Annotated in this window: 27 protein-coding genes; 14 read left to right on the plus strand and 13 right to left on the minus strand. The window is 68.6% G+C overall.

Translation table 11 applies throughout. The features are described from left to right. Positions 1 to 205: 205 nt before the first annotated feature. The gene (locus JNG39_RS13110; protein ID WP_368311985.1) at positions 206 to 1,534 is read left to right on the plus strand and encodes a S8 family serine peptidase; all 1,329 of its coding nucleotides are present in this window, start codon (positions 206 to 208) and stop codon (positions 1,532 to 1,534) included. 13 nt (positions 1,535 to 1,547) lie between these two features. On the opposite strand, the gene JNG39_RS13115 is transcribed toward JNG39_RS13110, so the two are convergent. The 4 genes from JNG39_RS13115 to wrbA form a co-directional block, all read right to left on the minus strand. Further along, a complete protein-coding gene (locus JNG39_RS13115) occupies positions 1,548 to 2,033 on the minus strand; it encodes an asparaginase domain-containing protein (protein ID WP_368311987.1) in 486 nt (161 codons plus the stop codon). A gap of 47 nt (positions 2,034 to 2,080) precedes the next feature. Then, positions 2,081 to 3,715 (minus strand): acyl-CoA dehydrogenase family protein, encoded by a 1,635-nt coding sequence (locus JNG39_RS13120; protein ID WP_368311989.1) that lies wholly within the window; start codon positions 3,713 to 3,715, stop codon positions 2,081 to 2,083. A 177-nt stretch (positions 3,716 to 3,892) separates the two neighbouring features. Next, positions 3,893 to 4,219, minus strand: a complete 327-nt coding sequence (locus JNG39_RS13125; RefSeq protein ID WP_368311990.1) for a DUF2069 domain-containing protein — start codon at positions 4,217 to 4,219, stop codon at positions 3,893 to 3,895. Beyond that, a complete protein-coding gene (gene wrbA, locus JNG39_RS13130) occupies positions 4,216 to 4,818 on the minus strand; it encodes an NAD(P)H:quinone oxidoreductase (protein ID WP_368311992.1) in 603 nt (200 codons plus the stop codon). The genes JNG39_RS13125 and wrbA overlap by 4 nt, the downstream gene beginning before the upstream one ends. An 82-nt stretch (positions 4,819 to 4,900) precedes the next feature. Between wrbA and JNG39_RS13135 the strand changes: the two genes are divergently transcribed. The 3 genes from JNG39_RS13135 to JNG39_RS13145 are packed head-to-tail and all read left to right on the plus strand — an operon-like array spanning position 4,901 to position 6,904. Further along, on the plus strand, positions 4,901 to 6,169 hold the full coding sequence (locus tag JNG39_RS13135) for a YihY family inner membrane protein (protein WP_368311993.1): 1,269 nt from the start codon (positions 4,901 to 4,903) through the stop codon (positions 6,167 to 6,169). Next, positions 6,166 to 6,633, plus strand: coding sequence for a TlpA family protein disulfide reductase (locus tag JNG39_RS13140; RefSeq protein WP_368311994.1), 468 nt, complete (start codon positions 6,166 to 6,168; stop codon positions 6,631 to 6,633). Before JNG39_RS13135 ends, JNG39_RS13140 begins: the two co-directional genes overlap by 4 nt. Before the next feature lies 1 nt (position 6,634). Next, positions 6,635 to 6,904, plus strand: a complete 270-nt coding sequence (locus tag JNG39_RS13145; protein WP_368311997.1) for an acylphosphatase — start codon at positions 6,635 to 6,637, stop codon at positions 6,902 to 6,904. 96 nt (positions 6,905 to 7,000) lie between these two features. Here the strand turns inward: JNG39_RS13145 and JNG39_RS13150 are convergent, their stop codons facing one another. Together JNG39_RS13150 and JNG39_RS13155 are read right to left on the minus strand one after the other, a co-directional pair. Beyond that, positions 7,001 to 7,453 (minus strand): copper chaperone PCu(A)C, encoded by a 453-nt coding sequence (locus JNG39_RS13150; protein WP_368311998.1) that lies wholly within the window; start codon positions 7,451 to 7,453, stop codon positions 7,001 to 7,003. Further along, positions 7,450 to 8,067: an SCO family protein gene (locus JNG39_RS13155; protein WP_368312000.1), complete on the minus strand. Its 618-nt coding sequence runs from the start codon at positions 8,065 to 8,067 to the stop codon at positions 7,450 to 7,452. The genes JNG39_RS13150 and JNG39_RS13155 overlap by 4 nt, the downstream gene beginning before the upstream one ends. A gap of 58 nt (positions 8,068 to 8,125) precedes the next feature. On the opposite strand from JNG39_RS13155, the gene JNG39_RS13160 reads away from it, so the two are divergent. Beyond that, positions 8,126 to 8,512 carry a DUF423 domain-containing protein gene (locus tag JNG39_RS13160; RefSeq protein WP_368312002.1) on the plus strand — a complete coding sequence of 129 codons (387 nt, stop codon included), beginning with the start codon at positions 8,126 to 8,128 and terminating at the stop codon, positions 8,510 to 8,512. Here JNG39_RS13160 and JNG39_RS13165 read toward each other — a convergent pair whose 3' ends face one another. Further along, positions 8,513 to 10,015 carry a transglutaminase family protein gene (locus tag JNG39_RS13165; protein WP_368312003.1) on the minus strand — a complete coding sequence of 501 codons (1,503 nt, stop codon included), beginning with the start codon at positions 10,013 to 10,015 and terminating at the stop codon, positions 8,513 to 8,515. It abuts the gene before it with no gap. Positions 10,016 to 10,153: 138 nt separating this feature from the next. On the opposite strand from JNG39_RS13165, the gene purT reads away from it, so the two are divergent. The 5 genes from purT to JNG39_RS13190 all read left to right on the plus strand — a co-directional run bounded on the left by purT (position 10,154) and on the right by JNG39_RS13190 (position 16,926). Beyond that, complete coding sequence (gene purT / locus JNG39_RS13170) at positions 10,154 to 11,335, plus strand: formate-dependent phosphoribosylglycinamide formyltransferase (protein ID WP_368312005.1); 1,182 nt, start codon at positions 10,154 to 10,156, stop codon at positions 11,333 to 11,335. A 79-nt stretch (positions 11,336 to 11,414) separates the two neighbouring features. Continuing rightward, positions 11,415 to 13,142, plus strand: a complete 1,728-nt coding sequence (locus tag JNG39_RS13175) for a hypothetical protein (RefSeq protein ID WP_368312006.1) — start codon at positions 11,415 to 11,417, stop codon at positions 13,140 to 13,142. A 7-nt stretch (positions 13,143 to 13,149) separates the two neighbouring features. Continuing rightward, positions 13,150 to 13,983 (plus strand): SDR family oxidoreductase, encoded by an 834-nt coding sequence (locus JNG39_RS13180; protein WP_368312008.1) that lies wholly within the window; start codon positions 13,150 to 13,152, stop codon positions 13,981 to 13,983. A 99-nt stretch (positions 13,984 to 14,082) separates the two neighbouring features. Beyond that, positions 14,083 to 16,410 (plus strand): penicillin-binding protein 1B, encoded by a 2,328-nt coding sequence (mrcB, locus tag JNG39_RS13185; RefSeq protein ID WP_368312009.1) that lies wholly within the window; start codon positions 14,083 to 14,085, stop codon positions 16,408 to 16,410. Positions 16,411 to 16,413: 3 nt separating this feature from the next. Then, the gene (locus JNG39_RS13190) at positions 16,414 to 16,926 is read left to right on the plus strand and encodes a tetratricopeptide repeat protein (protein WP_368312010.1); all 513 of its coding nucleotides are present in this window, start codon (positions 16,414 to 16,416) and stop codon (positions 16,924 to 16,926) included. A gap of 141 nt (positions 16,927 to 17,067) precedes the next feature. Here the strand turns inward: JNG39_RS13190 and hemE are convergent, their stop codons facing one another. From hemE to JNG39_RS13210, 4 genes are all read right to left on the minus strand, one after another. Then, a complete protein-coding gene (hemE, locus tag JNG39_RS13195; RefSeq protein WP_368312012.1) occupies positions 17,068 to 18,141 on the minus strand; it encodes a uroporphyrinogen decarboxylase in 1,074 nt (357 codons plus the stop codon). Beyond that, positions 18,131 to 18,394: a hypothetical protein gene (locus tag JNG39_RS13200; RefSeq protein WP_368312013.1), complete on the minus strand. Its 264-nt coding sequence runs from the start codon at positions 18,392 to 18,394 to the stop codon at positions 18,131 to 18,133. Before JNG39_RS13200 ends, hemE begins: the two co-directional genes overlap by 11 nt. A gap of 275 nt (positions 18,395 to 18,669) precedes the next feature. Further along, positions 18,670 to 19,740 carry a 3-dehydroquinate synthase gene (gene aroB, locus JNG39_RS13205; protein WP_368312014.1) on the minus strand — a complete coding sequence of 357 codons (1,071 nt, stop codon included), beginning with the start codon at positions 19,738 to 19,740 and terminating at the stop codon, positions 18,670 to 18,672. Continuing rightward, positions 19,740 to 20,270, minus strand: a complete 531-nt coding sequence (locus JNG39_RS13210; RefSeq protein ID WP_368312015.1) for a shikimate kinase — start codon at positions 20,268 to 20,270, stop codon at positions 19,740 to 19,742. The genes aroB and JNG39_RS13210 overlap by 1 nt, the downstream gene beginning before the upstream one ends. Before the next feature lie 7 nt (positions 20,271 to 20,277). Here JNG39_RS13210 and JNG39_RS13215 point away from each other — a divergent pair, with 7 nt between their 5' ends. Then, on the plus strand, positions 20,278 to 21,117 hold the full coding sequence (locus tag JNG39_RS13215) for an NAD-dependent epimerase/dehydratase family protein (protein WP_368312016.1): 840 nt from the start codon (positions 20,278 to 20,280) through the stop codon (positions 21,115 to 21,117). Between the two features lie 68 nt (positions 21,118 to 21,185). Here the strand turns inward: JNG39_RS13215 and JNG39_RS13220 are convergent, their stop codons facing one another. Beyond that, positions 21,186 to 22,037: a kinase gene (locus JNG39_RS13220; RefSeq protein WP_368312018.1), complete on the minus strand. Its 852-nt coding sequence runs from the start codon at positions 22,035 to 22,037 to the stop codon at positions 21,186 to 21,188. A 21-nt stretch (positions 22,038 to 22,058) separates the two neighbouring features. Between JNG39_RS13220 and pdxH the strand changes: the two genes are divergently transcribed. Genes pdxH through JNG39_RS13235 form a run of 3 tightly spaced genes read left to right on the plus strand, consistent with a single transcriptional unit; the run spans position 22,059 to position 23,918 of the window. Further along, on the plus strand, positions 22,059 to 22,643 hold the full coding sequence (gene pdxH / locus JNG39_RS13225) for a pyridoxamine 5'-phosphate oxidase (RefSeq protein WP_368312020.1): 585 nt from the start codon (positions 22,059 to 22,061) through the stop codon (positions 22,641 to 22,643). Positions 22,644 to 22,650: 7 nt separating this feature from the next. After that, positions 22,651 to 23,091: a secondary thiamine-phosphate synthase enzyme YjbQ gene (locus tag JNG39_RS13230; RefSeq protein WP_368312022.1), complete on the plus strand. Its 441-nt coding sequence runs from the start codon at positions 22,651 to 22,653 to the stop codon at positions 23,089 to 23,091. After that, entirely contained in the window at positions 23,091 to 23,918 is an 828-nt protein-coding gene (locus JNG39_RS13235) for an ABC transporter substrate-binding protein (protein WP_368312025.1), read from the plus strand. The genes JNG39_RS13230 and JNG39_RS13235 overlap by 1 nt, the downstream gene beginning before the upstream one ends. A gap of 143 nt (positions 23,919 to 24,061) precedes the next feature. Here the strand turns inward: JNG39_RS13235 and JNG39_RS13240 are convergent, their stop codons facing one another. Then, complete coding sequence (locus JNG39_RS13240; protein WP_368312028.1) at positions 24,062 to 24,766, minus strand: arginyltransferase; 705 nt, start codon at positions 24,764 to 24,766, stop codon at positions 24,062 to 24,064. Positions 24,767 to 24,785: the final 19 nt, after the last annotated feature.

The raw sequence follows: 24,785 nt of genomic DNA on the forward strand, positions 1-24,785 counted from the left end.
CCGGAGGGTTTCTCGTTTCAGGCCAATGGATTTCTCGGCACCTCGCCTATCGGAGGAGCGGAAGCGGGCCGTGTCCGCGATACCTGCGCGGCGATCGCTTCGAATGCTGGCAAGATCCATCGGGCGGTTGAGTCTGGCTGCGTAAAACGATGCTGCCTACCGTGACCCGACCTGCGGCGAAGCCGCGTCATCGAAGGTCGGTCTGATGCATCGTTCCGTATCGTTTCCCCTATTCCTCGGTCTTCTGGCGTGCTCGCTGACCAGTCACGCCGCCACCCGTTACATCGTCCGTTTCGCCGAGGGCTACGCGCCTTCGCCGACGCCGCATTCGCCGCGCGCCCGTCGCTCTGCGCCGGGCCCCATGCGCATGATCCGCCGCCTGGCCACGGGCGATGCCTTGTTCGAACTGCACGGTGCCACCGCGGAATCGCTCGCGGCACTTCCGGGCGTGCTCCGCGTCGAGGAAGACAGGCGCCTTTATCCCATGGCGGTGTCCGATCCGCTGTGGAAGCGCCAGTGGTACCTGCATCATCCGCGTTATGGCGTCGATGCCGAGGTGGCCTGGAAATACACGCGAGGTGCCGATGCGGTGGTCGCCGTGCTCGATACCGGCATCGTCCCGCACGCGGAGTTCGATGGCCGCCTGCTCCCGGGTTACGACTTCCTGTCGGACGCCGAGGAGGCACGAGATGGCGACGGACGCGACGACGACCCCACCGACGAGGGCGACTGGATCGAGCCTGGCCAGTGCGTCGGAGCGCTGGCCAGGAAATCCTCCTGGCATGGCACCCACGTGGCCGGCCTCGCTTTGGCGGCGGCGAACAACCGCGAGGGCATCGCCGGTGTCGCCCCGGAGGCCATGCTGCTGCCGGTGCGCGTGCTGGGCCGTTGTGGCGCCTGGGAATCCGACGTGATCGACGCCATCACCTGGGCCTCGGGCGGCAGCGTTCCGGGTGTCGCACCGCCCGAGCGTCGCGCCGACGTGATCAATCTCAGCCTGGGCGGCATCTCCGCCTGTGGCGCGTCGATGGCCGACGCCATCGACGGCGCGCGTCGGCGCGGTACCGCCGTGGTGGCCGCGGGCGGCAACGAGGGCATCAAGGCGTCGGCGTCGTCGCCCGCCAATTGTCCCGGCGTGATTTCCGTGGGAGCGCTGGCGCATGACGGCGCGCAGGCATGGTATTCCAACCATGGCGACGGCCTGACGCTCTCCGCGCCGGGCGGCTCGGGCTCGGGCGTGCAGGCGAACGACATCCTTTCCACGGTCGACTCGGGCGATCGTCAGCGCTTGCGCGCGGCCTTCGGCTACGCGTCGGGAACGTCGATGGCCGCGCCCCTCGTGGCCGGGCTGGTGGCCCTGATGCGCTCGGTGGATCCGGACATCACGGTGGACGAGATCGCCCGGCAGCTCGTGGACAATGCGCGTCCGCTACAGGGGCGCTGCCCGAAGGGATGCGGCGCGGGCGTGATGGATGCGGGCGCCACGGTGGACGCGGTGGCGGAAGACCTCGCGCGCCGCAACGAAGTGCGCTAGCCGCCGAGCGGGCTCAGACGGCTTCGAAGCGGTTCGCGTCGCGGTTCTTGCGCACCGTTTTCGGATCCCACACGCGGCCGTTCATGGCGATGTAGACGCCGTCGGCCAGCGTCTGCACCGCGCCGACGGCGCAGCCGATGTTGAACACGGCGTCGGAACCCTGGAACCGCGCCGGGTTCAGCGCGCCGGTGAGCACGATCACCTTGCCGGGAATGCCGTCGAGCACGCGCGCGGTTTCCACCATGGTGTCGGTGCCGTGCGTGACCAGCACGTGGCGATGCGGTTGGGCTTCGATGGTGCTGCGGATGAGCGCCCGGTCGTCGTCGGTGACGTGCAGGCTGTCCTTGCGCAGGATGGGAATCACGTCGAAGCGAAACGCCACGCCCAGCTGCTCGAGGATCTCGCCGATCTGCGGCGCACCGATCTGGTAGTCCGACTTGTCGTCGAAGTAGACCTTGTCGATCGTGCCGCCGGTGGTGACGATGGTGAGGTTCTGCATGGGCGATCCGGGGATGGGCGTAGCGGGGGGCGATAGTCTACCCGACCTCACCCCGCCAGCAGCGCATCGTCGTCTCCGGCGGGCAAGGCCAGGCGGTCGAGGCCGCGGGCGAGGAACCGGCGGCACGCCGCCGCGGGCGTCGGATCGCCCGCCGACAGGCTCCAGCCGGCCGAGCGCACGAGGAGCGCCGCGGCCATCGTGCGCGCCAGGGTGAAGGCGATGCCGCGCGCCGAGGCTTCGAGCGCCGCGCGGTCGGCCGAGACCTCGCCGAGCAAAGCCTCGGTGGCATCGAGTGCCGCGACGATGGCGCGCCGTTCGGGAGCGCTCGCCGGAACGAGCGTATCCACCGCCTGGCGCAGCGGTTCGACGCCGGTGGCGCCGAGCGCGCGCAGCATGTCGAGGGAAAGCACGTTGGTGGTGCCTTCCCATATCGCGTAGACCTGCGCGTCGCGCAATAACTGGGGCAGACCGGTATCTTCGATGTAGCCCGCGCCCCCGAAGCATTCGAGCGCTTCGGAGGTGATCCGGATCGACACCTTGGCCGTCCATAGCTTGGCCAGCGGCGTGAGCAGGCGAAGCAAGGCCGTGTCGTGCGGAGCGGCTTCGCCTTGTTCGACGCGGCCCAGCAGGCCGGCCACGTGGAAGGTGAGCGAAAAAGCCGCTTCGAATTCGGCCTGCATGTCGGCCAGCGTGCGCAGATGCAACGGCTGCTCGGCGAGCCGGGTGCCGAACGCGCTGCGTCGCGTGGCGTAATCGCGTGCGAGCGCGATGGCGCGCGCCATGCTGGCGACGGCGCACACCGCGTTCCATGTGCGCGTGATGTTGAGCATGGGCGCCACCTGGCGCACGCCATGGGCGAGTTCGCCCAGCGGGGTGGCGGGCAGGCCGTCGAGGTGGATTTCGGCGGTGGGCAATTCGTGTGTGCCGAGTTTCTTCTTCAGCCGGTCGATGGTCACGCCTTGCCAGCGCCCCTGCGCGTCCCTGGTTTCGACGTAGAACAGCGCGAGCGCCGAGGTGCCCGGCCCGGCGCCTTCCGGGCGCGCGAGGGCGAGGGCGGCCTCGCCGACCACGGCCGAGCTGAACCACTTGCGGCCGTGCAGGCGCCACTGCCCATCGTCGTCGCGACGGGCCACGGTTTCGGTGCGCCCCACGTCGGAACCGCCGGGCGTTTCGGTCATCCACTGGCCGGAAAGCCAGAAGGTGGATGCGTCGCGGCTGAGGAAGCGGGGCAGGGCGCGTTCCATCAGCGCGGCGTTGCCGGAAGCGCGTATCGCCGTGGCCGCGCCGTCGGTCATCGCCAGGGGACAGCAGTAGAACTCGCTGGCGACGTGATAGAGGTAGACCCGGGCGAACTGTTCGACGCGGGCATGCGGAGAGGCGTCATGGCCGGCGGCGAGCACGGCGTGGCGCGTGGTGACGTGGGGGCCGTCGTCCCAGGCGGGCGTCAGGGCGATGCGATCGACGCGGGCGCCCCAGGCGTCCCATTGGGTGAGGATGGGCTCCGTACGAGGCGTGCGCTGGCGGCGTTCCCAGGCATCGACGGCGTAGTCGCCGAGGGCGGCGAGGTCGGGCGTGGCGGCGGCGAGGCGCTCCCGCGGCAGCACGTTCGACAGCCATGCGCCTAGCACCCGGTCGGTATGGAACGGATGTGCCAGTCGCGGCGACTCCTGCAGGAAGGCCATGGGCGTCCTCTCGATTCCGGTGGTCGCCGTAAGCGTGCGCCTGTCGGGAGGTTATTGCCAAGAGCCGCATGGTCATCGTTGCGAAAACCACGTGCAAGGCGTCGGGCTCCTTCTTTCGCAGCAACCATGGTTTATGCGCGCCGGTGCATTTCTTGGCCTCGCGTTCGGGGAAGCGATCTACCCCCTACGCCGAACGCTCGCCCCCAACGCACCGATCAACAACAGCGTGCAAAGAATCTCCAGCCAGGCCAGCCACCGATCTCCGGTGGAACTCCACGCCTCCGATACCCCATGGCAGAAGTAGAACAACGAAAGAATTCCCACCCACAGCAACACGCGGTTGATCCGCGGCAGCGAGAGCAGCGGCAGCAGGAGCGGCGGCACGGTGAGCGCGAAGGCCACCCAGCGCGGGATCGATACGGGCGCGTAGAGCGAATACCAGAGCACCTGCACGGCCAGCAGGCCGGCCCAGGCGGCCAGGCCGGTCTTCTGCATCGGTGTCATGCGGGGGTGCCCAGCCGTCGCGCCACGTCGGCCAGCCGCTTGCCGAGCGCGCGGGCCAGTTCGCGCTCGTGATCGGTGATGGCCTGGTCGCCGCGATGGCCGGCAACGTGGCTGGCGCCATACGGCGTGCCGCCGCTGACGGTGCTGCTGAGGGCGGGCTCCGTGAACGGAATGCCGACCAGCAGCATGCCGTGGTGGAGCAGTGGCAAGGCCATCGACAGCAGCGTGGATTCCTGGCCGCCGTGCATCGTGCTGGTGGAAGTGAACAGCGCGGCGGGCTTGCCCGCCAGCGCACCCGAGGCCCATTCCGCGCCCGTGGTATCGAGGAAGTGCTTCAGCGGCGCGGCCATGTTGCCGAAGCGGGTGGGGCTGCCCATGGCGAGGGCTACGCACTCGGCGAGGTCGTCGCGGGTAACGTACGGCGCGCCTTCCTCCGGTTCCGGGGGCATGGCCGTTTCGGTGACCGGCGCCACGGGGGGCACCTGGCGCAGCCGGGCGCGCATGCCGGGCACCTCTTCGACGCCGCGGGCGACGAGGCGGGCGAGTTGGGCCGTGTGGCCGTTGCGGCTGTAGTAGAGTACGAGAACGTCGTGGGACATGGATGGCCGCCGTTTGCGAATGGCGCCAAGTCTCGCAGAACACGCCCCCTGTTCCCAATCGGTCGGGAAAAAGAAGGATGCCATGCCGCTGCGCTTCGATCGCGACCGCGCCCTGAGTTTCACCCGTTTCACCTGGCAGCGCTTCGTCGACGACAAGTGCTTCGAGACCGCCGGCGCGCTCTCCTACACCACGCTGGTCTCGCTGGTGCCGTTGACGGTGGCCGTGTTCGCCATCCTCTCGGCCTTTCCCGTGTTCGCCGAGTGGCGCGGCAGCCTCGCCGATTACGCCTTCCAGAACTTCGTGCCCGCCACGGGAGCGAAGATCCAGGAATACATGCTCGCCTTCGCCGACAAGGCCAGCCAGCTCACGGGCATTTCCGTGCTGGTGATGCTGTTCAGCGCCGTGTCGATGATGATCAGCATCGAGGATCGCCTCAACCGCATCTGGCGCGTGCGCCAGTCGCGCGGCTGGACTTCGCGGCTCCTGTTGTACTGGGCCGCGCTCACCCTGGGCCCGATCCTCGTCGTCGGCGGCCTGGTGCTGTCCTCCTATCTCACGGCCATGCCCATGCTCCAGCAGGCGGCCGACCAGTTGGCGACGGGTTCCGGCCTGCTCAACGTGCTGCCCTTCGTGATCACCTTCGTCACGCTGATGCTGATGTACACGATGGTGCCCAACCGGCGGGTGTCGTGGCGGCACGCGGCCATCGGCGCCTTGCTCGGCGCCATCCTGTTCGAGATCGGCCGCTGGGGCTTCACCCAGTTCATCCGCCGCTCGCCCAATTACGAAGAGATCTACGGCGCGCTCGCGGCCATCCCCATCTTCCTGTTGTGGATATACCTCTCCTGGATCATCGTGATCCTCGGCGCATCCATCGCGGCGTCGATCTCCGCGTTCGACTACGTCAAGCCGCACGAGGCCTTGCCCGAAGGAGCCGAGTTCATCGGCCTGCTCGTGGTGTTGCGTCACTTCGTCGACGCCCAGCGCACGGGCGAATGCGTGGAGCCGGCGGCCGTGCGGCTTGGAGAGCCCTACCTTCCGGCGAAGGACATCGCCACCTATTTCGAAGACCTGCAGAAAGCCGACATGATCCAGCGCGGCGAGACGGGGTGGCTGCTCAGTCGCAGTCTCGACGCCACCGAACTGCTGCGGGTGTACCGTTGCACGCACTATCGCCTGCCGCTGCATCCGCGCGAACAGGTAACGCGCCTGGGTATCGATCTGCCCGCCGACCTGCTCGAACAGATGGATCGCCTCGCCCAGGCCCTGGACGAGACGCTGGGTGCGCGACTGGATACACTTTTTCCTCCCCCCACCGTGCGTTCCCCCGCCGAGGACACCCCCGCATGATTTCGCGCCTGATCGCCGCCGTGACTCTCGCTTTCGCCGCCGTTCCCGCACTGGCTTCCGAAGCCATGCCGGAACTGAAGGTCACCACGCTCGACGGCAAGGCGTTCGACCTCGCCGCCCAGCGCGGCAAATGGGTGATCGTGAACTACTGGGCCACCTGGTGCGTGCCCTGCATCAAGGAAATGCCCGACATCTCGAACTTCGTGAAGTCGCGCAAGGACGTCACGGCGATCGGCCTGGCCTTCGAGGACACCGACGTGGCCGACGTGAAGACCTTCCTCGAGGCGCACAAGGTCGTCTACCCGATCGCCCAGCTCGATCCCACCGAGCCGCCGAAGGATTTCGGTGCGCCGAAGGGTCTCCCCACCACCTTCCTCATCGCGCCAGACGGTCATGTCGCCAAGCGTTTCGTCGGTGGCGTGGACGGCAAGAAACTGGGCGACGCCATCGCCGCGGGAAAATGACATGAACGCCGTGCGCTTCATCGTCAGGGGCAGGGTGCAGGGCGTGTTTTTCCGTGCGTCCACGCGTGGGATGGCGGTAGCGCTCGGGATCACCGGACACGCGCGCAACCTGATCGACGGCAGCGTGGAGGTGCTGGCCTACGGCGAGGCGAAAGCCCTCGACGAACTCGACGCATGGCTGCACGACGGGCCGCCCTCGGCGACGGTCGAGGAACTGTTTCGCGAGGACATCGGCGCGCACGATGCGCCTTCGGATTTTCTCGTGAAGTGACATTCGCCGATCGCATCGGCCCCGCCCCGTTGGTGGTCAGGCCGCTACCGGAGGGGTGGGAGCCGATCGTATCGGCGAATCACGCGGGCGACAGGCTCAGTCCTTCGGCCCGTTCGCATTCGCCGGCCGCGCCAGCAGCTTCACCGGGAGCGTTTCGCCGTCCGACAGCGTGAACGTCACGGTGACCGTATCGCCCGGCTTCACCGAATGCTTCGGCTGCATCAGCATCACGTGGTAACCCCCCGGCGCGAAGGCCACTGTCGCCTTCGGCGGCAACGGCACGCTGTCCACCATCTCCATGCGGCCCATGCCGCCTTCGGTGCTGCTGCGGTGGATCATCGCGTCGGCGTAATCCCCGCTCTGCGCCGAGACGATCGACAGCGCGCGATCGGAGGTGTTCTCGAACGTCACGTAACCACCCGCGGGCAGGCTGCCGGGCAGCACGCGCAGCCATCCGTCGGCCGCTTTCACCGGCGCCGTGTCGGCGGCCCGGGCGGCGCCCGCCGCGAGAACGAGGGTCAGGGCGAAGGCAAGCGAGCGTATCGTCACGAGCGCGGCTCCAGCGTAGTCAGCAGGGTGAGGTCGTGGACGATGTCGTCCTGCGAGGCGGAGGGCGTGGCGAGCAGGCGGGCCTTGCCCTGCGTGTCGAAGACGTAGATCGCCGAGCTGTGGCTCACTTCGTAGTTGCCGTCGCCGCGATCCGGTTCGCGGCTGAACGCCGAACGGTAGCGCTTGGCGAGTTTTTCCAGTTCCGCATCGGTGCCGCTCAGCCCGACCGCGCGCGGGTCGAAGGCATGGACGTAGTCGTGCATCACGGCAGGCGTGTCGCGCTTGGGATCGACACTGACGAAGAGGATGCGCACCTTCTCCGCGGCGGGACCGAGCCTGCCGAGCACCACGTGCAGCTGTGTGAGCGTGAGCGGGCACACGTCGGGGCAGTGCGTATAGCCGAAGTAAAGTACCGCGACCTTGCCCTTGTAGTCCGCGCCGGTCACGGCCTTGCCGTGGTCGTCCACGAGGTGGAAGTCGAGGTCGGGCAGGTGGCCGGACACGTCGTTGAGCCGCCACTCGGGCTGCGGTTCGCGCTGGCACCCGGCCATGCAGGCCACGGCAACGAAAGCGAGCAGGGCCAGCGTCACCCGGCGGAAAAGAGACGGCTTCATGCGACACTCCGCAAAATATCCTTTCGAAGCATACGCCGAACCACGGGAATCCTTTCCGATGCGACAACGTGTCCCGGGCGCCATCGCCTTCCTCGTCGCCGTCACCGGCGCCACGGCCGTGGCCTTCGGCGCCTTCGGTGCCCATGCCCTGCGCACGCGCATCGGCGCGGATGCGCTGGCCGTATGGCATACCGGCGTCGAATACCATTTCTGGCACGCCCTCGCGCTGTTCGTGGCGGCGGTGGGCTTGCCCGAAGGCCGGTGGCGAAAGGCGGCGCTGGCGCTCTTTCCGCTGGGCATCCTGTTGTTCTCGGGGAGCCTCTACGCCCTGGCGCTGGGTGCGCCGCGGTGGACGGGCGCGATTACGCCGTTCGGCGGGCTCTGCTTCATTGCCGGATGGCTGGCGCTCGGCGGGGCGCTGATCCGGGGGCGCGACGCGGGCTGATCAGCGTCCCGGGCCGGAGCCGGCCGCGCCGACGAAGCCGCCGCCGTCACCGGAGGGCGGCGGCAGGTCGAACATGGTCGAGGCGGGCACGGCCCGGTCGATCCGGATGTGACCCAGCGTGCTCATCGCGGCGAAGAAGCGCCATGGGTCGCCGTTGCCGGTGCCCAGTGCGATGTGCGTCGAGTCGAAGCGACGCTGGGCGGAATCGAAGCTGATCCAGCGTCCATCGACGAAAGCCTGCGACCACGCATGCGGGACGAACACGCGGGATGCGCCGCCCAGGCGGTCGACGTAGACGACGCCGGTGACGACGCGTGCGGGAATTCCCAGCGAACGGGCGAGCGCGGTGAGCAGCACGGCGTGTTCGGTGCAGTCGCCCGTCCGGCTGTCGAGGGTTTCCAGGGCCGATGCGTAGCCCACGTCGAGGCCCTTGCGATCGATGTAATCCGATAGCCAGGCACGAAGGCGGCGCATGCGTTGCAGGTCGTTGCGCGCATCGCCGACCACCGAACGCGCGAGTTCGACGACGCGCGGGGAATCGGATTGCACCCAGGGGCTCGGTGCGGTGTCGTCACCGGATGGCACGCTTTCCTTGCCGCGGCGAGCGAAGCCCACGTCGACGACGAAGATGCCGTCGCCCAGCGAGGTCACGTGCTGCTCGTCGGTGTCGACGAAGGGATGCGGGAAACCCCCTTTGACGGTCAGGGTGTAGCGCATCGGCGCCACGCGGAAATTCGGCGTGAGCGGGCGCGGCGAATCGATCATGGCGGCGCGTAGCACGTCGACGTCCTGGTCGGGCGCCTTGGCGCAGGACTCGCTGCACGAGGCCATCTCCAGGCGAAAGCCCAGCAGCGGCGAGATGCCACGACGGACATAACCGTGGTCGTCGACCCAGACGTCGACCGGATGCGCGCCCTCCACGTTGACCAGGGACTGGCGCAGGTGATGCAGCGTTTCGCGGCTCTGGTCGGGCATCTCGATGATTTCGTCGCCGATCACGTCGACCTGCACGTTGGCGACCTGCTGCTTCACCGAATCGAAATTGCGCACCTGGTACGTGGTGCCGGGCTTGAAGCCGTGCGCCAGGGTGGCAAGCCGCTGGCCTTCGACCAGCGAGGCACCGCTGGGCCAGATCAGCAGGTTGACCTTCGACTGTCCGCCGACGGTGTTGGCCACCTGGAACGCACCGTCGGGCCGCACGCGGCCTTCGACGAGGTTTTCCTTCGACGACATGTTGCTGCTCGCATAAAAGGCCAGGGGCGCCCCGTCGGGGGACTCCACGGTCTTTACCGTGGTGCGCAGTTGCAGGGGCGTCTTGATGCGGGTGAGGCGAAGATCGAGCGTCTGCGTCGTGGTCACGCCTTCGTCGCCCAGGTCGCGGTCGATCTGCAGGCTGCCGACCTTGCGCCCGTCGAGCAGCACGGTCATCCAGCGCCGTTCGGCCGACGCGGGGGCGGCGACCAGGCACGACAGTACGGCGAGAACGACCAGGCAGCGTCTCATGGGCGTACGTCCGGGTTGGATGGGGACAACCGCATCACACCACGTTCATCGGCGGAGTCAAGTGCCGTCATGGCCGATGCCGTCCGGCGACCCGCCGGGCGCGGGCTACAATGTCCGCTTCTTCCCAGGACCTCTTCCATGCATACCTTCGGCACGCCACACGCTTCCAACGCCCTCAAGGTGCTCCTGCTCGGCTCGGGCGAACTCGGCAAGGAGGTGGCGATCGAACTGCAGCGCTTCGCCGTCGAGGTGGTTGCCGTCGATCGCTATGCCAACGCACCCGCGATGCAGGTGGCGCATCGCAGCCACGTGATCGACATGCTCGACGGCGCCGCGTTGCGCGCGCTCATCGAGAAGGAGAAACCCCATCTGGTGGTGCCCGAGATCGAGGCGATCCACACGCCCACGCTGGTGGAACTGGAGAAGCAGGGCCTGAAGGTGATCCCCACCGCGCGGGCCGCCTGGCTCACCATGGACCGCGAAGGCATCCGCCGTCTCGCCGCCGAGGAACTGGGCCTGCCGACGTCGCCCTACCGCTTCTGCGACACGCGCGAGGCCTTTCTCACCGCCGTGGCCGAACTGGGCACGCCTTGCGTCGTGAAGCCGGTGATGAGTTCGTCGGGGAAGGGCCAGAGCGTGGTTCGCCGCGCGGAAGACGCCGACGCCGCGTGGGAATACGCGCAGTCGGGCGGTCGCGCCGGGCGGGGGCGTGTCATCGTCGAGGGCTTCATCGACTTCGATTACGAGATCACGCTGCTCACGGTGCGCCATCGCGACGGCGTGTCGTTCTGCGCCCCCATCGGCCATCGCCAGGAAGACGGCGATTACCGCGAATCGTGGCAGCCGCAGCCGATGAGCGCGGCCGCACGGGCCTCCGCCGAACGCCAGGCCGACGCCATCACGGCCGCCCTGGGCGGCTGGGGCGTGTTCGGCGTGGAATTCTTCGTGCGTGGCGACGAGGTCATCTTTTCCGAAGTGAGCCCGCGGCCGCACGATACCGGCCTGGTCACGCTGATTTCGCAGGATCTCTCGGAATTCGCGTTGCATGCGCGAGCGATCCTCGGATTGCCGGTGCCGGAGATCCATGCGTTCGCCCCGGCGGCATCGTGCGCCGTGCTCGTGGAAGGTGAGGGCAGCGCGCCGACCTACCACGGCATCGCGGAGGCGCTCGCCGAAACCGGCACCATGCTCCGTATCTTCGGCAAGCCCGAGGTGCGCGGCCGTCGCCGCATGGCGGTGACGCTCGCGCGAGGGGTCACGGTGGACGAGGCGCTGGAGAAAGCCAAACGGGCGGCCAGCCGCATCCGCGTGGAACTCTGAGGCCTTCTCGCGGAAGCCCTCAAGACCCGTTCACGCCCGAATGGTTAACCTCGGGCACAGCTATGGACGACGCAACCCCATGAGCGGACGCAAAGACACGCACGACCATCACGGACGCACCGAACCGACCCTCGGACGGATCGACGACCTCGACGCACCCGCGCAGGCGCCTGTCGATGACGGCTTGCCGCACATCGTGGTGGACGAGCCGCGCCGTCGCGCCGCCATGCCGCCGCCGCGCTCGCGCGGCCCCCAGCCGCGCAAACGTGGCTGGCTCATCCCCGTGCTGGTGCTCGTGCTCATCGGCGCGGCCACGGCGCTGTACCTGCAGCAGGATCGGCTGCGCACCATGGTGCCGCGCACCGAGCTCAACGATCTGCTCGCCCAGGCCAACCAGGCACTCCAGGCCGGCAAGCTCGACGGCACCAACGGCGACAGCGCCCGCGAACTCTTTGAAAAGGCCCGTGACCAGCAGCCGGACAGCGACCCGGCCCGCGAGGGACTTCGCCGGGTGGGGCAAGCCGAAGTGGCCAGGGCGGACGCCGCGCTCACGGCCGGCCGTCTCGACGAGGCCGAGGCCGCGCTCAACGTCGCCCGCGAACTCCTCGGCGGAGGCGCCGACGTGGAGCAGCTCGGCCAGCGCCTGTCGAAGGCGCGCAATCCGCAGTCCCAGACCGAAGCGTGGATCGGCCAGGCGCAAGACGCCCTCGCCGCCGGCCGCCTGGATGGCGACGACGGCGCCGGTCCGCTTTTCCGCCGCGCGCTCGACGCCGACAAGGGCAACGCGGTGGCCGCCCGCGGGCTGGACAAGGTCGGCGACGGCCTGGCCGCCCAGGCGCGCCAGGCCATAGCGGCCAACGACAAGGCCAAGGCCAATGCGTTGGTCGACCGCATCGCCATCCTGGTACCCAACGACGGCGACCTCCCGTCGCTGCGCGCCGCGCTCGCCGAGAGCCGCAAGCAGGACGATCAGGCGGTCGCCGCGCTCGTCCAGCAGGGCAACGAGGCCATGCGCGCGGGCCGCTTCACCGGCGACGGCGACGACACGGCCCTGGCCCGTTTCCGCGCCGCGCTCGCGGCCGACCCCGACAACGCCGATGCCAAGGCGGGGCTGGGACAGGTGGCCCAGGCCCTGATCGTCCAGGCCAACGCGGCCATCGACAGCGAAGACGACGACCACGCCGCGCGCCTGCTCGACGAAGCCGCCAAGCTCGCGCCCAAGTCGGCCGAACTGGCCGCGGCGCGGGCTCGTATCGCCGGTGGGGCCGATGCGGGGGCACGGCTTGCCTCGTCCACGCCATCGCCCGTCGCCCGCGCGAGCGATGGGGGCGACGACGACGCCGAAGCGTCGCTGGCGGTGAGCCCCGCGCAGAAGGCCCGCGTGGCCGACCTCGTGCGTCGCGCCCAGCAGGCCGCCTCGCGTGGCGACATCATGGATCCCCCCGGAGACAGCGCCTACGACCTCTATCGCAACGCGCTCTCCATCGACGGCAACGATCCCACCGCCCGGGCCGGCTTGCAGGCCTTGCCGGCGCAGGTCGAGAAACTCATGACCCAGGCCGTGGCCAGCGGCAACGTCGGCCGCGCCGAAAACCTCTATGCCACGCTGTCCGATCTCGCGCCGGGCGACGCCTCGCAAGGCGACATGCGCCACCGCCTGGGCAGCGCGTGGATCGACAACGCCTTGCAACGCGCCTCGCAGGGCGATCGCCAGGGTGCCTTCCAGTCGCTCGACCACGCCCGCCGCTACGTGCCCGACGATCCGCGCCTGCAAAGCACCTACGAACGCATCGCGACGGGGCGCTGAGCGCGGCATGACGGTTCTTGTCATCGGCGCCACCAGCCAGATCGGTCACTTCCTGCTCCCCCGGCTGCGCGATGCGGGCATCGACATGCTCCTGCTCAGCCGGAATCCCCCGGCCGGCGATCCCTCGTGGATTCGCGGCGGCTTGCCCGACGCGATGCCCGAGCTGCCGCGCCTGGACGCCATCCTCTGCGCCGGTCCGCTGAACTGCCTGGCGGCGTGGCTCTCCGCCACGCACCTGAAGGGCCATCCCCACGTGATCGCCACCTCGTCGATGAGCGCGGAGACCAAGCGCCATTCCGATGTGCCGGCCGAGCGCGAGCTGGCGCAGGTGCTGCGCGATGCGGAAACCGTGCTGACCGCCACCTGCGCCTCGAGAGGCATGCCCTGGACGGTGTTCCGGCCCACGCTGGTCTACGGGGCGGGCATGGACCAGAGCCTCACGCCGATGGTGCGGGGCGGTGCCCGGCGCCGGATTTTCCCCTACCCGATGGGCAAGGGCAGGCGTCAGCCCGTGCATGCCGAGGATATCGCCCAGGCGATGTTCGCCGCCCTGGGATGCGCGCGCGCCCGAGGCCATGTCTTTCCCATCGGCGGCGGCGACCGCTTCACGGCGACGGAAATGTTCCGCCGCGTGCATCGCAGCGTGGGCACGATGACCTTGCCCCTCCCGTTGCCGCGCGTGTTCCTTGGCCTGGCCGCGCTGGCATGGCCCCGGATCAAGGGCTCGGTCGGCCGACTCGATAGCGACCTGATCGCCGACAATACCGACCTGGAGAGTCTTCTCGAGGTCCATCCCCGCCCCTTTCGGCCCGACCCCTCCACCTGGCGCCGCCCGGGCTGACACGGTCGCGTCATCGATCCGCCAGCGTCCGTTCAGATGGGCGCCCGCCGCTGCCCCTATCATCCCCGCAGCCCTCTTCTTCCCCAGGATTCTTCCGCGTTGGCTTTCCTGACCCGTCTCGGTGCCCTCCTGCGTAGCGCATGGCCCTGGCTGCGCATCCCCTTCTGGCTGGTGATGGGGCTGCTGTTCGGCTTCCTGTTGCCTTACACGCTCATCCTCAACGCCCGCCTGCAGGATCGCTTCAACGACCTGGTCTTCGCGGTGCCCACCCGCGTCTACGCGCGCCCGCTGCTGCTGGAGCCGGGACGCGCGATGACGCCCGCGGCGCTGGAACTGGAACTCACCTTCGCCGGCTACACGCCCGAGGGCGGCGGCAAGGTGCAGGGCAGCTACTCGAAGAACGGCTCGCGCTTCGTCATCGCCTCGCACGGCTACTCGGGCCCCGATGGCGGCGAACTGCCGCATCGCATCCGCGTCGCGCTGGGCAACGGCCAGGTCACCTCGGTGGTCGACGACACCAACAACAAGGAGATTAAGTCGATCCATCTCGACCCGGCGCGCATCGCCACCTTCTATGGCGCCGCCCAGGAAGAGCGCCGCATCGTGCGCCTGGACAACGTGCCGCCGTTGCTCGTGCAGGGGCTGCAGGCCGTCGAAGACCGCGATTTCAAGAACCACATCGGTCTGGACTTCTCCGCGATCGCCCGCGCCTCGTTCGCCAACCTGCGCGCGGGCCACACGGTGCAGGGCGGCTCCACGCTCACCCAGCAGCTCGTGCGCAACCTCTTCCTCGACCGCAGCCAGAACATGCTGCGCAAGGTGAACGAGGCGATCCTCTCGCTGTTGATGGAAGCGCATTACCCGAAGAGCCGCATCCTCGAGGCTTACGTCAACGAGGTGTTCCTCGGCCAGCAGGGCAACCAGGCGGTGCACGGTTTCGCCGCCGGCGCGGAGTTCTTCTTCGGCCGGCGGCTCGAGGATCTCCGCCCGCAGGAAATCGCGCTGCTGATCGGACTGGTCAAGGGTCCCAGCTACTACGATCCGCGTCGCTATCCCGACCGGGCGCTGGCGCGGCGCAACCTCGTGCTTCAGCAATTCAACGAGACGGGCCTGCTCGACGACGCGAAGATGAAGGCCGCCCAGGCCTCGCCGCTGGGCATCGCCGCCAACGCGCAGTTGCCGCACAACCGCTTCCCGGCCTTCATGCAGCTCGTGCGCGCGCAGATCACCGCCGACTTCGACGAAGCGGCCTTGCGCGACGGCAGCTTCAGCGTGTTCACCACGCTCGATCCCGCCGCGCAGCTCTACACTGAGCAGGCCATCCTCACCACCACCAAGGCGCTGGGCAAGCGCGGGGCGGCCGCGCAGGCCGCCGCCGTGGTCACCGACACCGCCGACGGCAGCGTGCTGGCGATGGTCGGCTCACGCGAACCGGGGGAGCAGGGCTTCAACCGCGCGCTCGACGCGCGTCGGCCGATCGGCTCGCTGGTGAAGCCGCTGGTCTACCTCGTGGCGCTGGCGCAGCCCTCGAAATGGTCGCTGGCCTCGATCGTCGACGATTCGCCGATCAACATGCGCCAGCCCGACGGCACGCCGTGGACGCCGCAGAACGACGACCGCCAGATCCACGGCCAGGTGCCGATGCTCGACGCCCTGGTGCATTCGTGGAACCTCGCCACGGTGAACCTGGGCATGCAGGTGGGCGTGGCGAAGATCAAGGGCTTCCTCGAGTCGTTCGGCCTGCAGAACGTCAACCCCAGCCCGTCGCTGCTGCTGGGCGCGGTGGATCTTTCCCCGTTCCAGGTGGCCCAGCTCTACGAATACATCGCCGCCGACGGCCATGCGCTGCCGCTCGTGGCGGTGCGCGGTGTGGTCGATGCCAAGGGCCAGACCATCAAGCGCTACCAGGTGAAGGGAGGCGAGGGCGAATACCAGACGGCCACGCGTCTCACCACCTGGGCGATGCAGCAGGTGGTCAACAGCGGTACCGCCGCGGCCATCGGCAACTCCGGCCTGTCCTGGCTGCACGCGGCCGGCAAGACCGGCACCAGCGACAGCCAGCGCGACAGCTGGTTCGCCGGATTCACCGGCGAGCACCTGGCCGTCGTCTGGATGGGCCGCGACGACAACAAGCCCACGGGGCTCTATGGCGCCACGGGCAGCATGCGCATCTGGCAGGAACTCTTCCGCAAATTGCCCACCCGGCCGCTGTCGCCTACGCTGGGCGAGGGTCTGGAAATGGCGTTCGTCGATCCACAGTCGGGCAAGCGCACCGACCCCTCCTGCGAGGGCGCGCGGCAGTTCCCGTTTGCATCGGGTTACGTACCGGAAAGCGAAGAGGGCTGTTTCTGGCAACGAATCAAGGGTATTTTCGGCAGCGGCGACGCGGAACCCGCGCCGGCCGTTCCCAGTAATCCTACGGATTGACCCATGCATCGCCTTCGTTTTTGCGCCATCGCCGCCATTGCGCTCGTCGCCGCCTGCAGCCAGCCCGCCCCGCCGCAGGCCACCCGTCCCACCCAACCCGCCTACGACATCGTTGCGCAGATCCGCGCCGCGGGCGAACGCGAGAAGTCGGCCATCGAGGTCGCGCCGCTTCGCGATCCGGGCGTGCAGGGTCTGGAAAAGTCGGCGATGACCGACGAGAAAGCCGGCAAGTACGACGACGCCGACGCCAAGCTCGTACAGGCGTTGAAGCTCGCGCCCGAGGCGCCGGAACTCATCCAGGACCGCGCCGAAGTCGCGGTACGCAAGCAGGACTACGCGTCGGCCGAGAAGCTCGCGAAGCAATCGTTCGAGATGGGCCCGAAGTCGGGCAGCCTGTGCGCGCGCAACTGGCAGACGGTGTACGAAATGCGCATGGTCGCCAACGACCAGACCGGCGCGATGGCCGCGCGCTCCGAATTGGGCAAATGCCACATCGCGGGTCCCAATCGCTTCTGATGCCTTGATTCGCCGATGCGATCGGCTCCCACCCCTCCGATAGAGCTAGCTAACGGAAGGGTGGGCAATGCTGTCGGTTCAACCCGGTGAGGTTGCTACCGAAGGTGTGGGAGCCGATCGTATCGGCGAAAGGGGCTGGCCTCAGCCGCCCCGAATCACCCGACCGTGCTCGTGCACGGTATCCACCAGCACCTTCACGTTCTCCGGGTCCACCTCCGGCGTGATGCCGTGGCCCAGATTGAATACGTGCCCTGGGTGGTTGCCGAAGGCATCCAGCACGGCGCGCGCTTCACGCCGCACCACGTCGGGGGATGCGCGCAGCACCGACGGATCGAGATTGCCCTGCAACGCCACGCGCTCGCCGATGCGGCGGCGCGCCTCGCCGATGTCGATGGTCCAGTCCAGTCCCACGCCGTCGCAACCGGTGTCGGCGATGGACTCGAGGTGCCCGTTGGCTCCCTTCGAAAAGAGGATCACGGGCAGGTCGCGGCTGGCCGCGTCGGCCTTCAATGCCTCGACCACTTGCGCCATGTAGCGCAGCGAGAACTCGCGGAACGACGCGGGGCCGAGCAGGCCGCCCCAGGTGTCGAACACCATCAAGGCCTGCGCACCGGCATGAGCCTGGGCGATCAGGTACGCCGCCACCGAACGCGCGATCGTGTCGAGCAGGCGGTGGGCCAGGGCGGGGTCGTTCCAGGCCAGGGCCTTCACCCGCGCGAAATCGCGCGAGCCCTCGCCTTCGACCATGTAGCAGGCGAGCGTCCAGGGGCTGCCGGAAAAGCCGATGAGCGGCACGCGGCCGTCCAGTTCCTTGCGGATCAGGCGCACGGCATCCATCACGTAGCGCAGTTCGCCGTCCATGTCGGGGACGGCAAGGCGTTCGATGGCGGCCGCGTCGCGAACCGGATGCGCGAAGCGCGGGCCTTCGCCCTGCGCGAACGACAGGCCCAGGCCCATCGCGTCGGGAATGGTGAGGATGTCGGAAAAGAGGATCGCGGCATCGAGCTCGAAGCGTTCGAGCGGCTGCAACGTGACCTCGCAGGCGAATGCCGGATTCGTCGCCAGGCCCATGAAGCTGCCGGCCTTGCTGCGCGTGGCACGGTATTCCGGCAGGTAACGGCCGGCCTGGCGCATCACCCAGATCGGCGTGGTGTCGGTGGCCTCGCGGCGCAGGGCGCGCAGGAAGCGATCGTTGCGAAGGACATCAGCGGCCATGCGCGGACTCCTGGCCTTGCGAGAACATCACCTTGAACCCCTTCTTGGTCTGCGCGTCGCGTGCCTTGGTGAAAGCGTCCAGGGCCTTGTCCCGTTCGAGGAAAACCTCGCGCTTGAGCGTGGTCTTGCCACCCTGCACGCCGCTCTCGCGGTAGAGCGTCCAACCGCCGAACAGATCCTGCTCGAGGGTGATCTGGACGAAGCGGGGGGCTTCGTTCCCGGCTTCGGGCATGGTTTGCAGGTAAATCCGCATCGGGCGATCCGCGCTGGCGCAGGGCCCGCCATTGTAGGGCATTTCCGTGTGTCGTCCCGGCGAAAACCGCATGCCCTCCCCGGGTCCCGCGTGCGCGGGAACGACGTGAGGTTTCGGATACATCCCCTGCGCTTGAGGGAGTAGATCACGCCGCACGCTCGATGGCCCCGCACGCGCGCCGACGGCGCGACGTCATGGATTGCCTCATCGTCATCCCGGCGTACGCCGGGATCCAGCGCCGGGCATTCGGTCAGGCGAACGTGTCGCTACGGCTCTCAGGCCCCCAGCACACCGAGCACGTCGTCGTCCCTCACGCCCGACACGATCTCCGCCTTGCCGATGCCGCGCCACAGGATCAGACGCAATGTCCCGGCCGTGTTCTTCTTGTCCAGGCGCATCAGGTCGAGCAGGCGGCTCGCGGTATGCACCTTCGACGGCGCCACCGGCAGATCCAGCCGTTCGAGCAGGGCGACGAGACGACGCGTATCCGCCTCCGGCGCCATGCCCAGGCGTTCCGACAGGCGGGCCGCCAGCACCATGCCGATGGCGACGCCTTCGCCGTGCAGGATCTCGCTGTAGTTGCCTGCCGTTTCCAGCGCGTGGCCGAACGTGTGGCCGAGGTTGAGCAACGCGCGCTCGCCCTGTTCTGTTTCGTCGCGGGCCACCACGCCCGCCTTGTAGCGGCACTTGCGCGCGATGGCCTCCACGAGCACGCCGCTCTCGCGGCGTGCGAGCGCGTCCGCGTTCGTCTCCAGCCATTCGAAGAACGGCAGGTCGCCGATGGCCGCGCCCTTGACGATCTCGGCCACGCCGGCGAGGTATTCGCGCTGGGGCAGGGTCGCGAGCAGGTCGGTGTCGGCTACCACCGCGCGCGGCTGGTGGAACGCGCCAGCGAGGTTCTTGCCCACGGGCAGGTTCACGCCGGTCTTGCCGCCTACCGACGAGTCCACCATCGCCAGCAGCGTGGTCGGCACCTGGATGAAATCGATCCCGCGCATCCAGCAGGCCGCGGCGAACCCGGCGAGATCGCCGACCACGCCGCCGCCCAGGGCGATCACGCAGGCGTCGCGCGTGGCACCGAGCTGGCCGAGCGCGTCGAGCACCTTGCCGACGTTGGCGAAGGTCTTGTGCGTTTCGCCGTCGTCGAGCAGATACGACGACCAGTGCAGGCCGTCGAGTCCTTTCGCCAGCGCGGCGAGGTACAGCGGCGCGACGGTGGTGTTGCTCACCACCAGCACGTGGCGGCCGCGGATGCGTGCGCGCCAGCGTTCACCGTCCGCCAGCAGACCGGGACCGATCCATACGGGGTAGCCGCGTCCGGCCAGTTCGACGTCGACGGTTTGCATCACGAGCGTTTCCAGTGGCGGTCGAGGAGGGCGATGGCGCGCGGAACGGCGTCGTCCACGCCTTCGTGCCGCCCGCGGAAGATCAGGTCCGCGATCTCCTCGTAGAGGTGGTTGCGGGCTTCGGCCAGCGATGCGAGGCGGCCGCGGCGGTCGTCGCCGGCGATCATCGGACGGGTGCCGTCGTGGCGCAGCCGGTCGAGTTGTTCGTCGACTTCCACGCCGAGCATCAGCACGGTACCGCGGGACACCAGCGCGTCGCGATTGGCGGGGTCGAGTACCGCGCCGGCACCCGTGGCGAGTACGATGCCCGGACGACGGCTGAACTCGTCCAGGTGCGCGCGCTCGCGCGAACGGAAGCCGGCTTCGCCCTCGCGTTCGAAGATCGTCGCCACCGTATCGCCGTAACGGTTCTCGATCTCCACGTCGAGATCGACGAACGGCAAGCCGTAATGCGCCGCGAGGCGCTGTCCGATCGTGGTCTTGCCGGCCCCCGTGGGGCCGACGAGAAACAGGTTGGGCGAAGGATTCATCGCTCCCATGCTAGCAACAAGCCCGCCTCCGAGATATCACACCGTCCTCGTCGCCGGGGCCGGCGACGTCGGCCTGCGCACCGCGCGCCTGCTCGCCGACCGCGGACATCGTGTGCATGCCCTGCGACGCAGCGAGGTCGCGGATGCGGGCGATGGCTTGCGCTGGGTGCGCGGCGACCTGACCCGGCCGGAGACCCTGCGTGGCTTGCCCGCCGTGGATGCGCTGGTGTTCGCCCCGGCGCCGGACCGGCGCGAGGAGGCGGCCTACCGCGCCCTGTTCGTCGACGGCCTGAGGCATCTGGTCGCGGCGTTGCCCGGGCCGCCGAAGCGGACCGTGTTCGTGTCTTCCTCGGCGGTCTACGGCGAGCATGGCGACGGCTGGGTCGACGAGCGCACGCCGACCGACCCGCCGGGTTTCAACGGACGCGTATTGCGGGAGGCCGAAAGCCTGCTCGGCCCCGATGGGCTGGCGGTACGGTTGGCTGGTCTGTATGGCCCGGGGCGTACGCAGTTGTTCGACCGCCTGCGTGAGGGCAAGGCGGCGGTGCCGCGTGGAACGCGTGCGTACGCCAACCGCATCCACGTGGACGACGCGGCCGCGGCGTTGGCCCATGTGCTCACCTTGGAATCGCCGGCGCCCGTCTACGTCGGGGTGGACGACACGCCATTGCCGATCGACGTGCTCTACGACCACGTGGCCGGGCTCCTGGGCGTGCCCGCGCCGCCGGATGGCCCGGCGCCGGCGGGCGTCGGCAGCAAGCGGTTGTCGAACGCCTTGCTGCGGGCGAGCGGGTTTCGGTGCCGGTGGCCGGATGCGCGGGAAGGCTACGCCGCGCTGTTGCGGTGATATCGCGACCTGGATTCGCCGATACGATCGGCTCCCACCCCTTCGGTAGCTGGTCTCCCTCAAGCTACCTACCGGAGGGGTGGGAGCCGATCGTATCGGCGAAAAGCCAATGGAGCGGTGACGCGACGGTCCTCATCCAAAACGAGCAATAAGTCGGCCTTCGCCCCCAGCGTCGCCAACGCATGCCGGCTCAGCCGCTCGTAATGCTGCAGGAACCGCGACAACGCATCGGCATCCATCGCCCGCGGCTCACCGCGTTCGCGTAACGGCCGCTCGGCTTCGTCGCGCCAACGCGCCACCACCTCCCACGACGGTGCCTGCAATACCACCAGCGCATCGAGTCTTCGCCAGATCGACGCGTATCCTGCCAGGCGCGCATTGACCCAGCGCCGCCACGTGCCATCGGCGTCCTCGTCGCGTTCCAGCGCGTTCACCGGCTCGGCCAGCGCGGCGGCGTCCTGCGGATCCAGCCCGAGGCACCATCCTTCCAGCACCACCAGGGAGGGCGGCTCGGCCACCACCGGCCACCGGTGCGCGTCGTAACGATCGTCGTGGCCCTTGTCGAAGCGCGGCACGGCGACGGGGGCCTCGACGGATGCCTTGCCCAGCGCATCGAGCGTGGAACCGAGCAGGGCGAGGTCGTGGGTGCCGGGCACGCCGCGCGTGCGCAGCAGCGGATGGACCTCCCGGCCCAGCGTGTCGCGCTCGGCGCGCGTGAGGTAGACGTCGTCCAGCGACAGGGCCACGGCACCCCAGCCGAGTTCCCCGGCCCGCGCCACGAGGCCGGCCGCCAGCGTGCTCTTGCCACTGCCCTGCAAGCCCGACACGCCCAGCACGAACGGCGTACGGGCCCGTCCGCCCGGCGCGACAAAACGTGCGAGGACGGCATCGGCCAGCGTGCTAGCATCGTGGGCTTCCATGGCCGTCAAGCATAGCCCGTCATGCTCACTCCCGAGATCCTCGACACCTTTCGCGGCCTGCTCGATGAAGCGAAGGCCAGCGGCGACCGCGAACCCACGGCGATGAACCTGGCCACGTTCCGGGACGGTCGCGTGCATTCGCGCATCGTGCTGCTCAAGCGCTTCGACGAAAAAGGCCTGCGCTTCTTCACGAACTACGAAAGCGACAAGGCGAACCAGATCGCCTCGCACGCGCAGGTCGCGCTGTGCTTCCACTGGAAGCAGATCCGCGAGGGCATCCAGGTGCGTTTCGAGGGTCGCGCCACCAAGACCGGCGCGGACGAATCCGATGCGTACTTCGCCAGGCGCCCGCGGGGCAGCCAGATCGGCGCCTGGGCCTCGAAGCAGAGCCAGGCGCTTCCCGACCGGCAGACGTTCGACGATCGCGTGGCCCATTTCGAGAAGGAGTTCGAGGGCCGCGACGTCCCCCGTCCGCCGCACTGGGGCGGTTACCTCGTGGAGCCCGATCGCGTCGAATTCTGGTACGGCGCCACCTTCCGCCTGCACGAACGCATCGTGCACACCGGTGACGGTACAAGCTGGACCTCCCGCCTGCTCTATCCGTGAGGTCGCCATGAGCCGCGCCCAGCCCGTCCAGCACGTCGCACAGTCCACCGTTACCGTGCATACGCGCGGCCGGTCGCTCGTCGAGGTTACCGACCGCCTGGCCGAAGCCGTCGCCGCCAGCGGCGTGGGCACGGGCATCGCGCACGTCTTCGTGCAGCATACGAGCGCATCGCTGCTGATCGGCGAGAACGCCGATCCCACCGTGGTGGCCGACCTGGAGCGGTTCTTCGCCCGCCTGGTGCCCGATGGCGATCCCTTGTTCCGCCACCGCGACGAAGGCCCCGACGACATGCCCGCTCACGTGCGATCGGTGCTCACCGGCGTATCGGTGTCCGTGCCCGTGCATAACGGCCGCCCGTTGCTCGGTACCTGGCAGGGCCTGTTCCTCTACGAGCACCGCCACGAAGCCCACCAGCGAAAAATCACCATCACCGTTTCGGGGCACTGATGCCGGACGCCTATCCGCAACGCATCGTCTGCCTCACCGAAGAGCCGACGGAAGTCCTCTACGCGATCGGCGAGGAGCACCGCATCGTCGGCATCTCCGGGTTCACCGTGCGGCCACCCCGCGCGCGCAAGGAAAAGCCGAAGGTATCCGCGTTCACCAGCGCGAAGATCGGCCCGATCCTCGACCTGAAACCCGACCTCGTCATCGGTTTTTCGGACATCCAGGCCGACATCGCGCGTGATCTCATCCGGGCGGGCGTCGAGGTGTGGATCAGCAACCACCGAAGCGTCGAAGGCATCGTCGCCTACATCCGTCGGCTGGGTGCGATGGTGGGCGCAGCGCCGAAAGCGCATGCGCTGGCCGATCTGGCCGAAGCGAACCTTGCCCGCATCGCGACACTCGCCGCGACGCTGACGAGCCGTCCGCGCGTGTATTTCGAGGAATGGGACGAGCCGCTCATCACCGGCATCCGGTGGGTCGGCGAACTGGTGCGCATCGCCGGCGGGGACGACGTGTTTCCCGAACTGCTCGAGGAGCCGCTGGCGAAGCAGCGCATCCTCGCCGATCCGCTGGAAGTGGTGCGGCGCTCGCCCGACATCGTGCTGGGTTCGTGGTGCGGCAAGCGCTTTCGGCCGGAACACGTGGCGGCGCGTCCGGGTTGGGCCGACGTGCCTGCCGTGCGCGACGGCGAACTGCACGAGATCAAGTCGCCCCTGATTCTCCAGCCGGGGCCGGCGGCGTTGTTCGACGGGGTGGAGGAAATCCACCGGGTGATCTCGCGCTGGGCGCTGGCGCGTGCCGAGAGCCCGCCGACCCATCGGCGATAACCGGGCTCACGGCGCTGGGTTCCTGCGTGCGCAGGAACGACGTGAGGTTGTTTCGTATGTGGGTCGAATCTTGCGGGTCGTCGTTCCTGCGCACGCAGGAACCCAGCGCCTTGTGTTCGAGGCAGCGACGCCATCCGTTCGCCCTAATCGGGCATCGCGATCCAGCGGCCGTGGCGGCGCACTTCGAGTGCGTGGAAACGGCGCTTGTAATCCATCTTGGGATGGTTGGCGATCCAGAAACCAAGGTAGAGGTAGGGAATGCCGCGACGCCTGGCGAGGTCCACCTGCTGGAGAACGCCGAAGGTGCCGATGCTGCGCGACGATTCGTCGGGATCGAAGAAGGTATAGACCGCCGAGACGCCGGCCAGCAGCACGTCGGTGACGGCCACGCCCAGCAGGCGATCGTCCCGGCGGAATTCCAGGAACAGCGTCGGGCTCCACGGTGCGCTCAGGAATCGCTGGAAATCGTCGGCGTCGGCCGAATCCATGCCGCCGCCGCTGTGCCGCGCCTGGAGATAACGTTGGTACAACGCATGCCGTTCGTGCGTGAAACCCGGCATCGCCTCGATCACCGTCAGGTCGGCGTTGCGCTTCAGGCAGCGCTGTTGCGTGCGATTGGGCTCGAATCGCTCAACGTCGATGCGGCAGGGTACGCAGGCCTGGCAGCCGTTGCATTGCGGCAGGTAGAGGTGCCCTCCCGCGCGGCGGAAGCCCTTGGACAGGGCGGGGCCGTACAGACGGTCGAGATTCGGCGCGCCGGGATCGACGACGAGGTTCTGCGCCGTCCGCTCGGCGTAGTAGCCGCAGGTGTGCGGCAGGGTCTGGAAGAGGCGGACGCGGTCGGTCATGGAGTCATCTTATAGCGCT

The sequence above is a fragment of the Luteibacter sp. CQ10 genome (assembly GCF_040900725.1).
Classification (GTDB): domain Bacteria; phylum Pseudomonadota; class Gammaproteobacteria; order Xanthomonadales; family Rhodanobacteraceae; genus Luteibacter.

Coding starts and splice junctions, on each gene's coding strand:
- JNG39_RS13110 (WP_368311985.1), top strand. CDS start 206: ATGCATCGTTCCGTATCGTTTCCCCTATTCCTCGGTCTTCTGGCGTGC.
- JNG39_RS13115 (WP_368311987.1), bottom strand. CDS start 2,033: ATGCAGAACCTCACCATCGTCACCACCGGCGGCACGATCGACAAGGTC.
- JNG39_RS13120 (WP_368311989.1), bottom strand. CDS start 3,715: ATGGCCTTCCTGCAGGAGTCGCCGCGACTGGCACATCCGTTCCATACC.
- JNG39_RS13125 (WP_368311990.1), bottom strand. CDS start 4,219: ATGACACCGATGCAGAAGACCGGCCTGGCCGCCTGGGCCGGCCTGCTG.
- wrbA (WP_368311992.1), bottom strand. CDS start 4,818: ATGTCCCACGACGTTCTCGTACTCTACTACAGCCGCAACGGCCACACG.
- JNG39_RS13135 (WP_368311993.1), top strand. CDS start 4,901: ATGCCGCTGCGCTTCGATCGCGACCGCGCCCTGAGTTTCACCCGTTTC.
- JNG39_RS13140 (WP_368311994.1), top strand. CDS start 6,166: ATGATTTCGCGCCTGATCGCCGCCGTGACTCTCGCTTTCGCCGCCGTT.
- JNG39_RS13145 (WP_368311997.1), top strand. CDS start 6,635: ATGAACGCCGTGCGCTTCATCGTCAGGGGCAGGGTGCAGGGCGTGTTT.
- JNG39_RS13155 (WP_368312000.1), bottom strand. CDS start 8,067: ATGAAGCCGTCTCTTTTCCGCCGGGTGACGCTGGCCCTGCTCGCTTTC.
- JNG39_RS13160 (WP_368312002.1), top strand. CDS start 8,126: ATGCGACAACGTGTCCCGGGCGCCATCGCCTTCCTCGTCGCCGTCACC.
- JNG39_RS13165 (WP_368312003.1), bottom strand. CDS start 10,015: ATGAGACGCTGCCTGGTCGTTCTCGCCGTACTGTCGTGCCTGGTCGCC.
- purT (WP_368312005.1), top strand. CDS start 10,154: ATGCATACCTTCGGCACGCCACACGCTTCCAACGCCCTCAAGGTGCTC.
- JNG39_RS13175 (WP_368312006.1), top strand. CDS start 11,415: ATGAGCGGACGCAAAGACACGCACGACCATCACGGACGCACCGAACCG.
- JNG39_RS13180 (WP_368312008.1), top strand. CDS start 13,150: ATGACGGTTCTTGTCATCGGCGCCACCAGCCAGATCGGTCACTTCCTG.
- JNG39_RS13190 (WP_368312010.1), top strand. CDS start 16,414: ATGCATCGCCTTCGTTTTTGCGCCATCGCCGCCATTGCGCTCGTCGCC.
- hemE (WP_368312012.1), bottom strand. CDS start 18,141: ATGGCCGCTGATGTCCTTCGCAACGATCGCTTCCTGCGCGCCCTGCGC.
- JNG39_RS13200 (WP_368312013.1), bottom strand. CDS start 18,394: ATGCGGATTTACCTGCAAACCATGCCCGAAGCCGGGAACGAAGCCCCC.
- aroB (WP_368312014.1), bottom strand. CDS start 19,740: ATGCAAACCGTCGACGTCGAACTGGCCGGACGCGGCTACCCCGTATGG.
- JNG39_RS13210 (WP_368312015.1), bottom strand. CDS start 20,270: ATGAATCCTTCGCCCAACCTGTTTCTCGTCGGCCCCACGGGGGCCGGC.
- JNG39_RS13215 (WP_368312016.1), top strand. CDS start 20,278: ATGCTAGCAACAAGCCCGCCTCCGAGATATCACACCGTCCTCGTCGCC.
- JNG39_RS13220 (WP_368312018.1), bottom strand. CDS start 22,037: ATGGAAGCCCACGATGCTAGCACGCTGGCCGATGCCGTCCTCGCACGT.
- pdxH (WP_368312020.1), top strand. CDS start 22,059: ATGCTCACTCCCGAGATCCTCGACACCTTTCGCGGCCTGCTCGATGAA.
- JNG39_RS13230 (WP_368312022.1), top strand. CDS start 22,651: ATGAGCCGCGCCCAGCCCGTCCAGCACGTCGCACAGTCCACCGTTACC.
- JNG39_RS13235 (WP_368312025.1), top strand. CDS start 23,091: ATGCCGGACGCCTATCCGCAACGCATCGTCTGCCTCACCGAAGAGCCG.
- JNG39_RS13240 (WP_368312028.1), bottom strand. CDS start 24,766: ATGACCGACCGCGTCCGCCTCTTCCAGACCCTGCCGCACACCTGCGGC.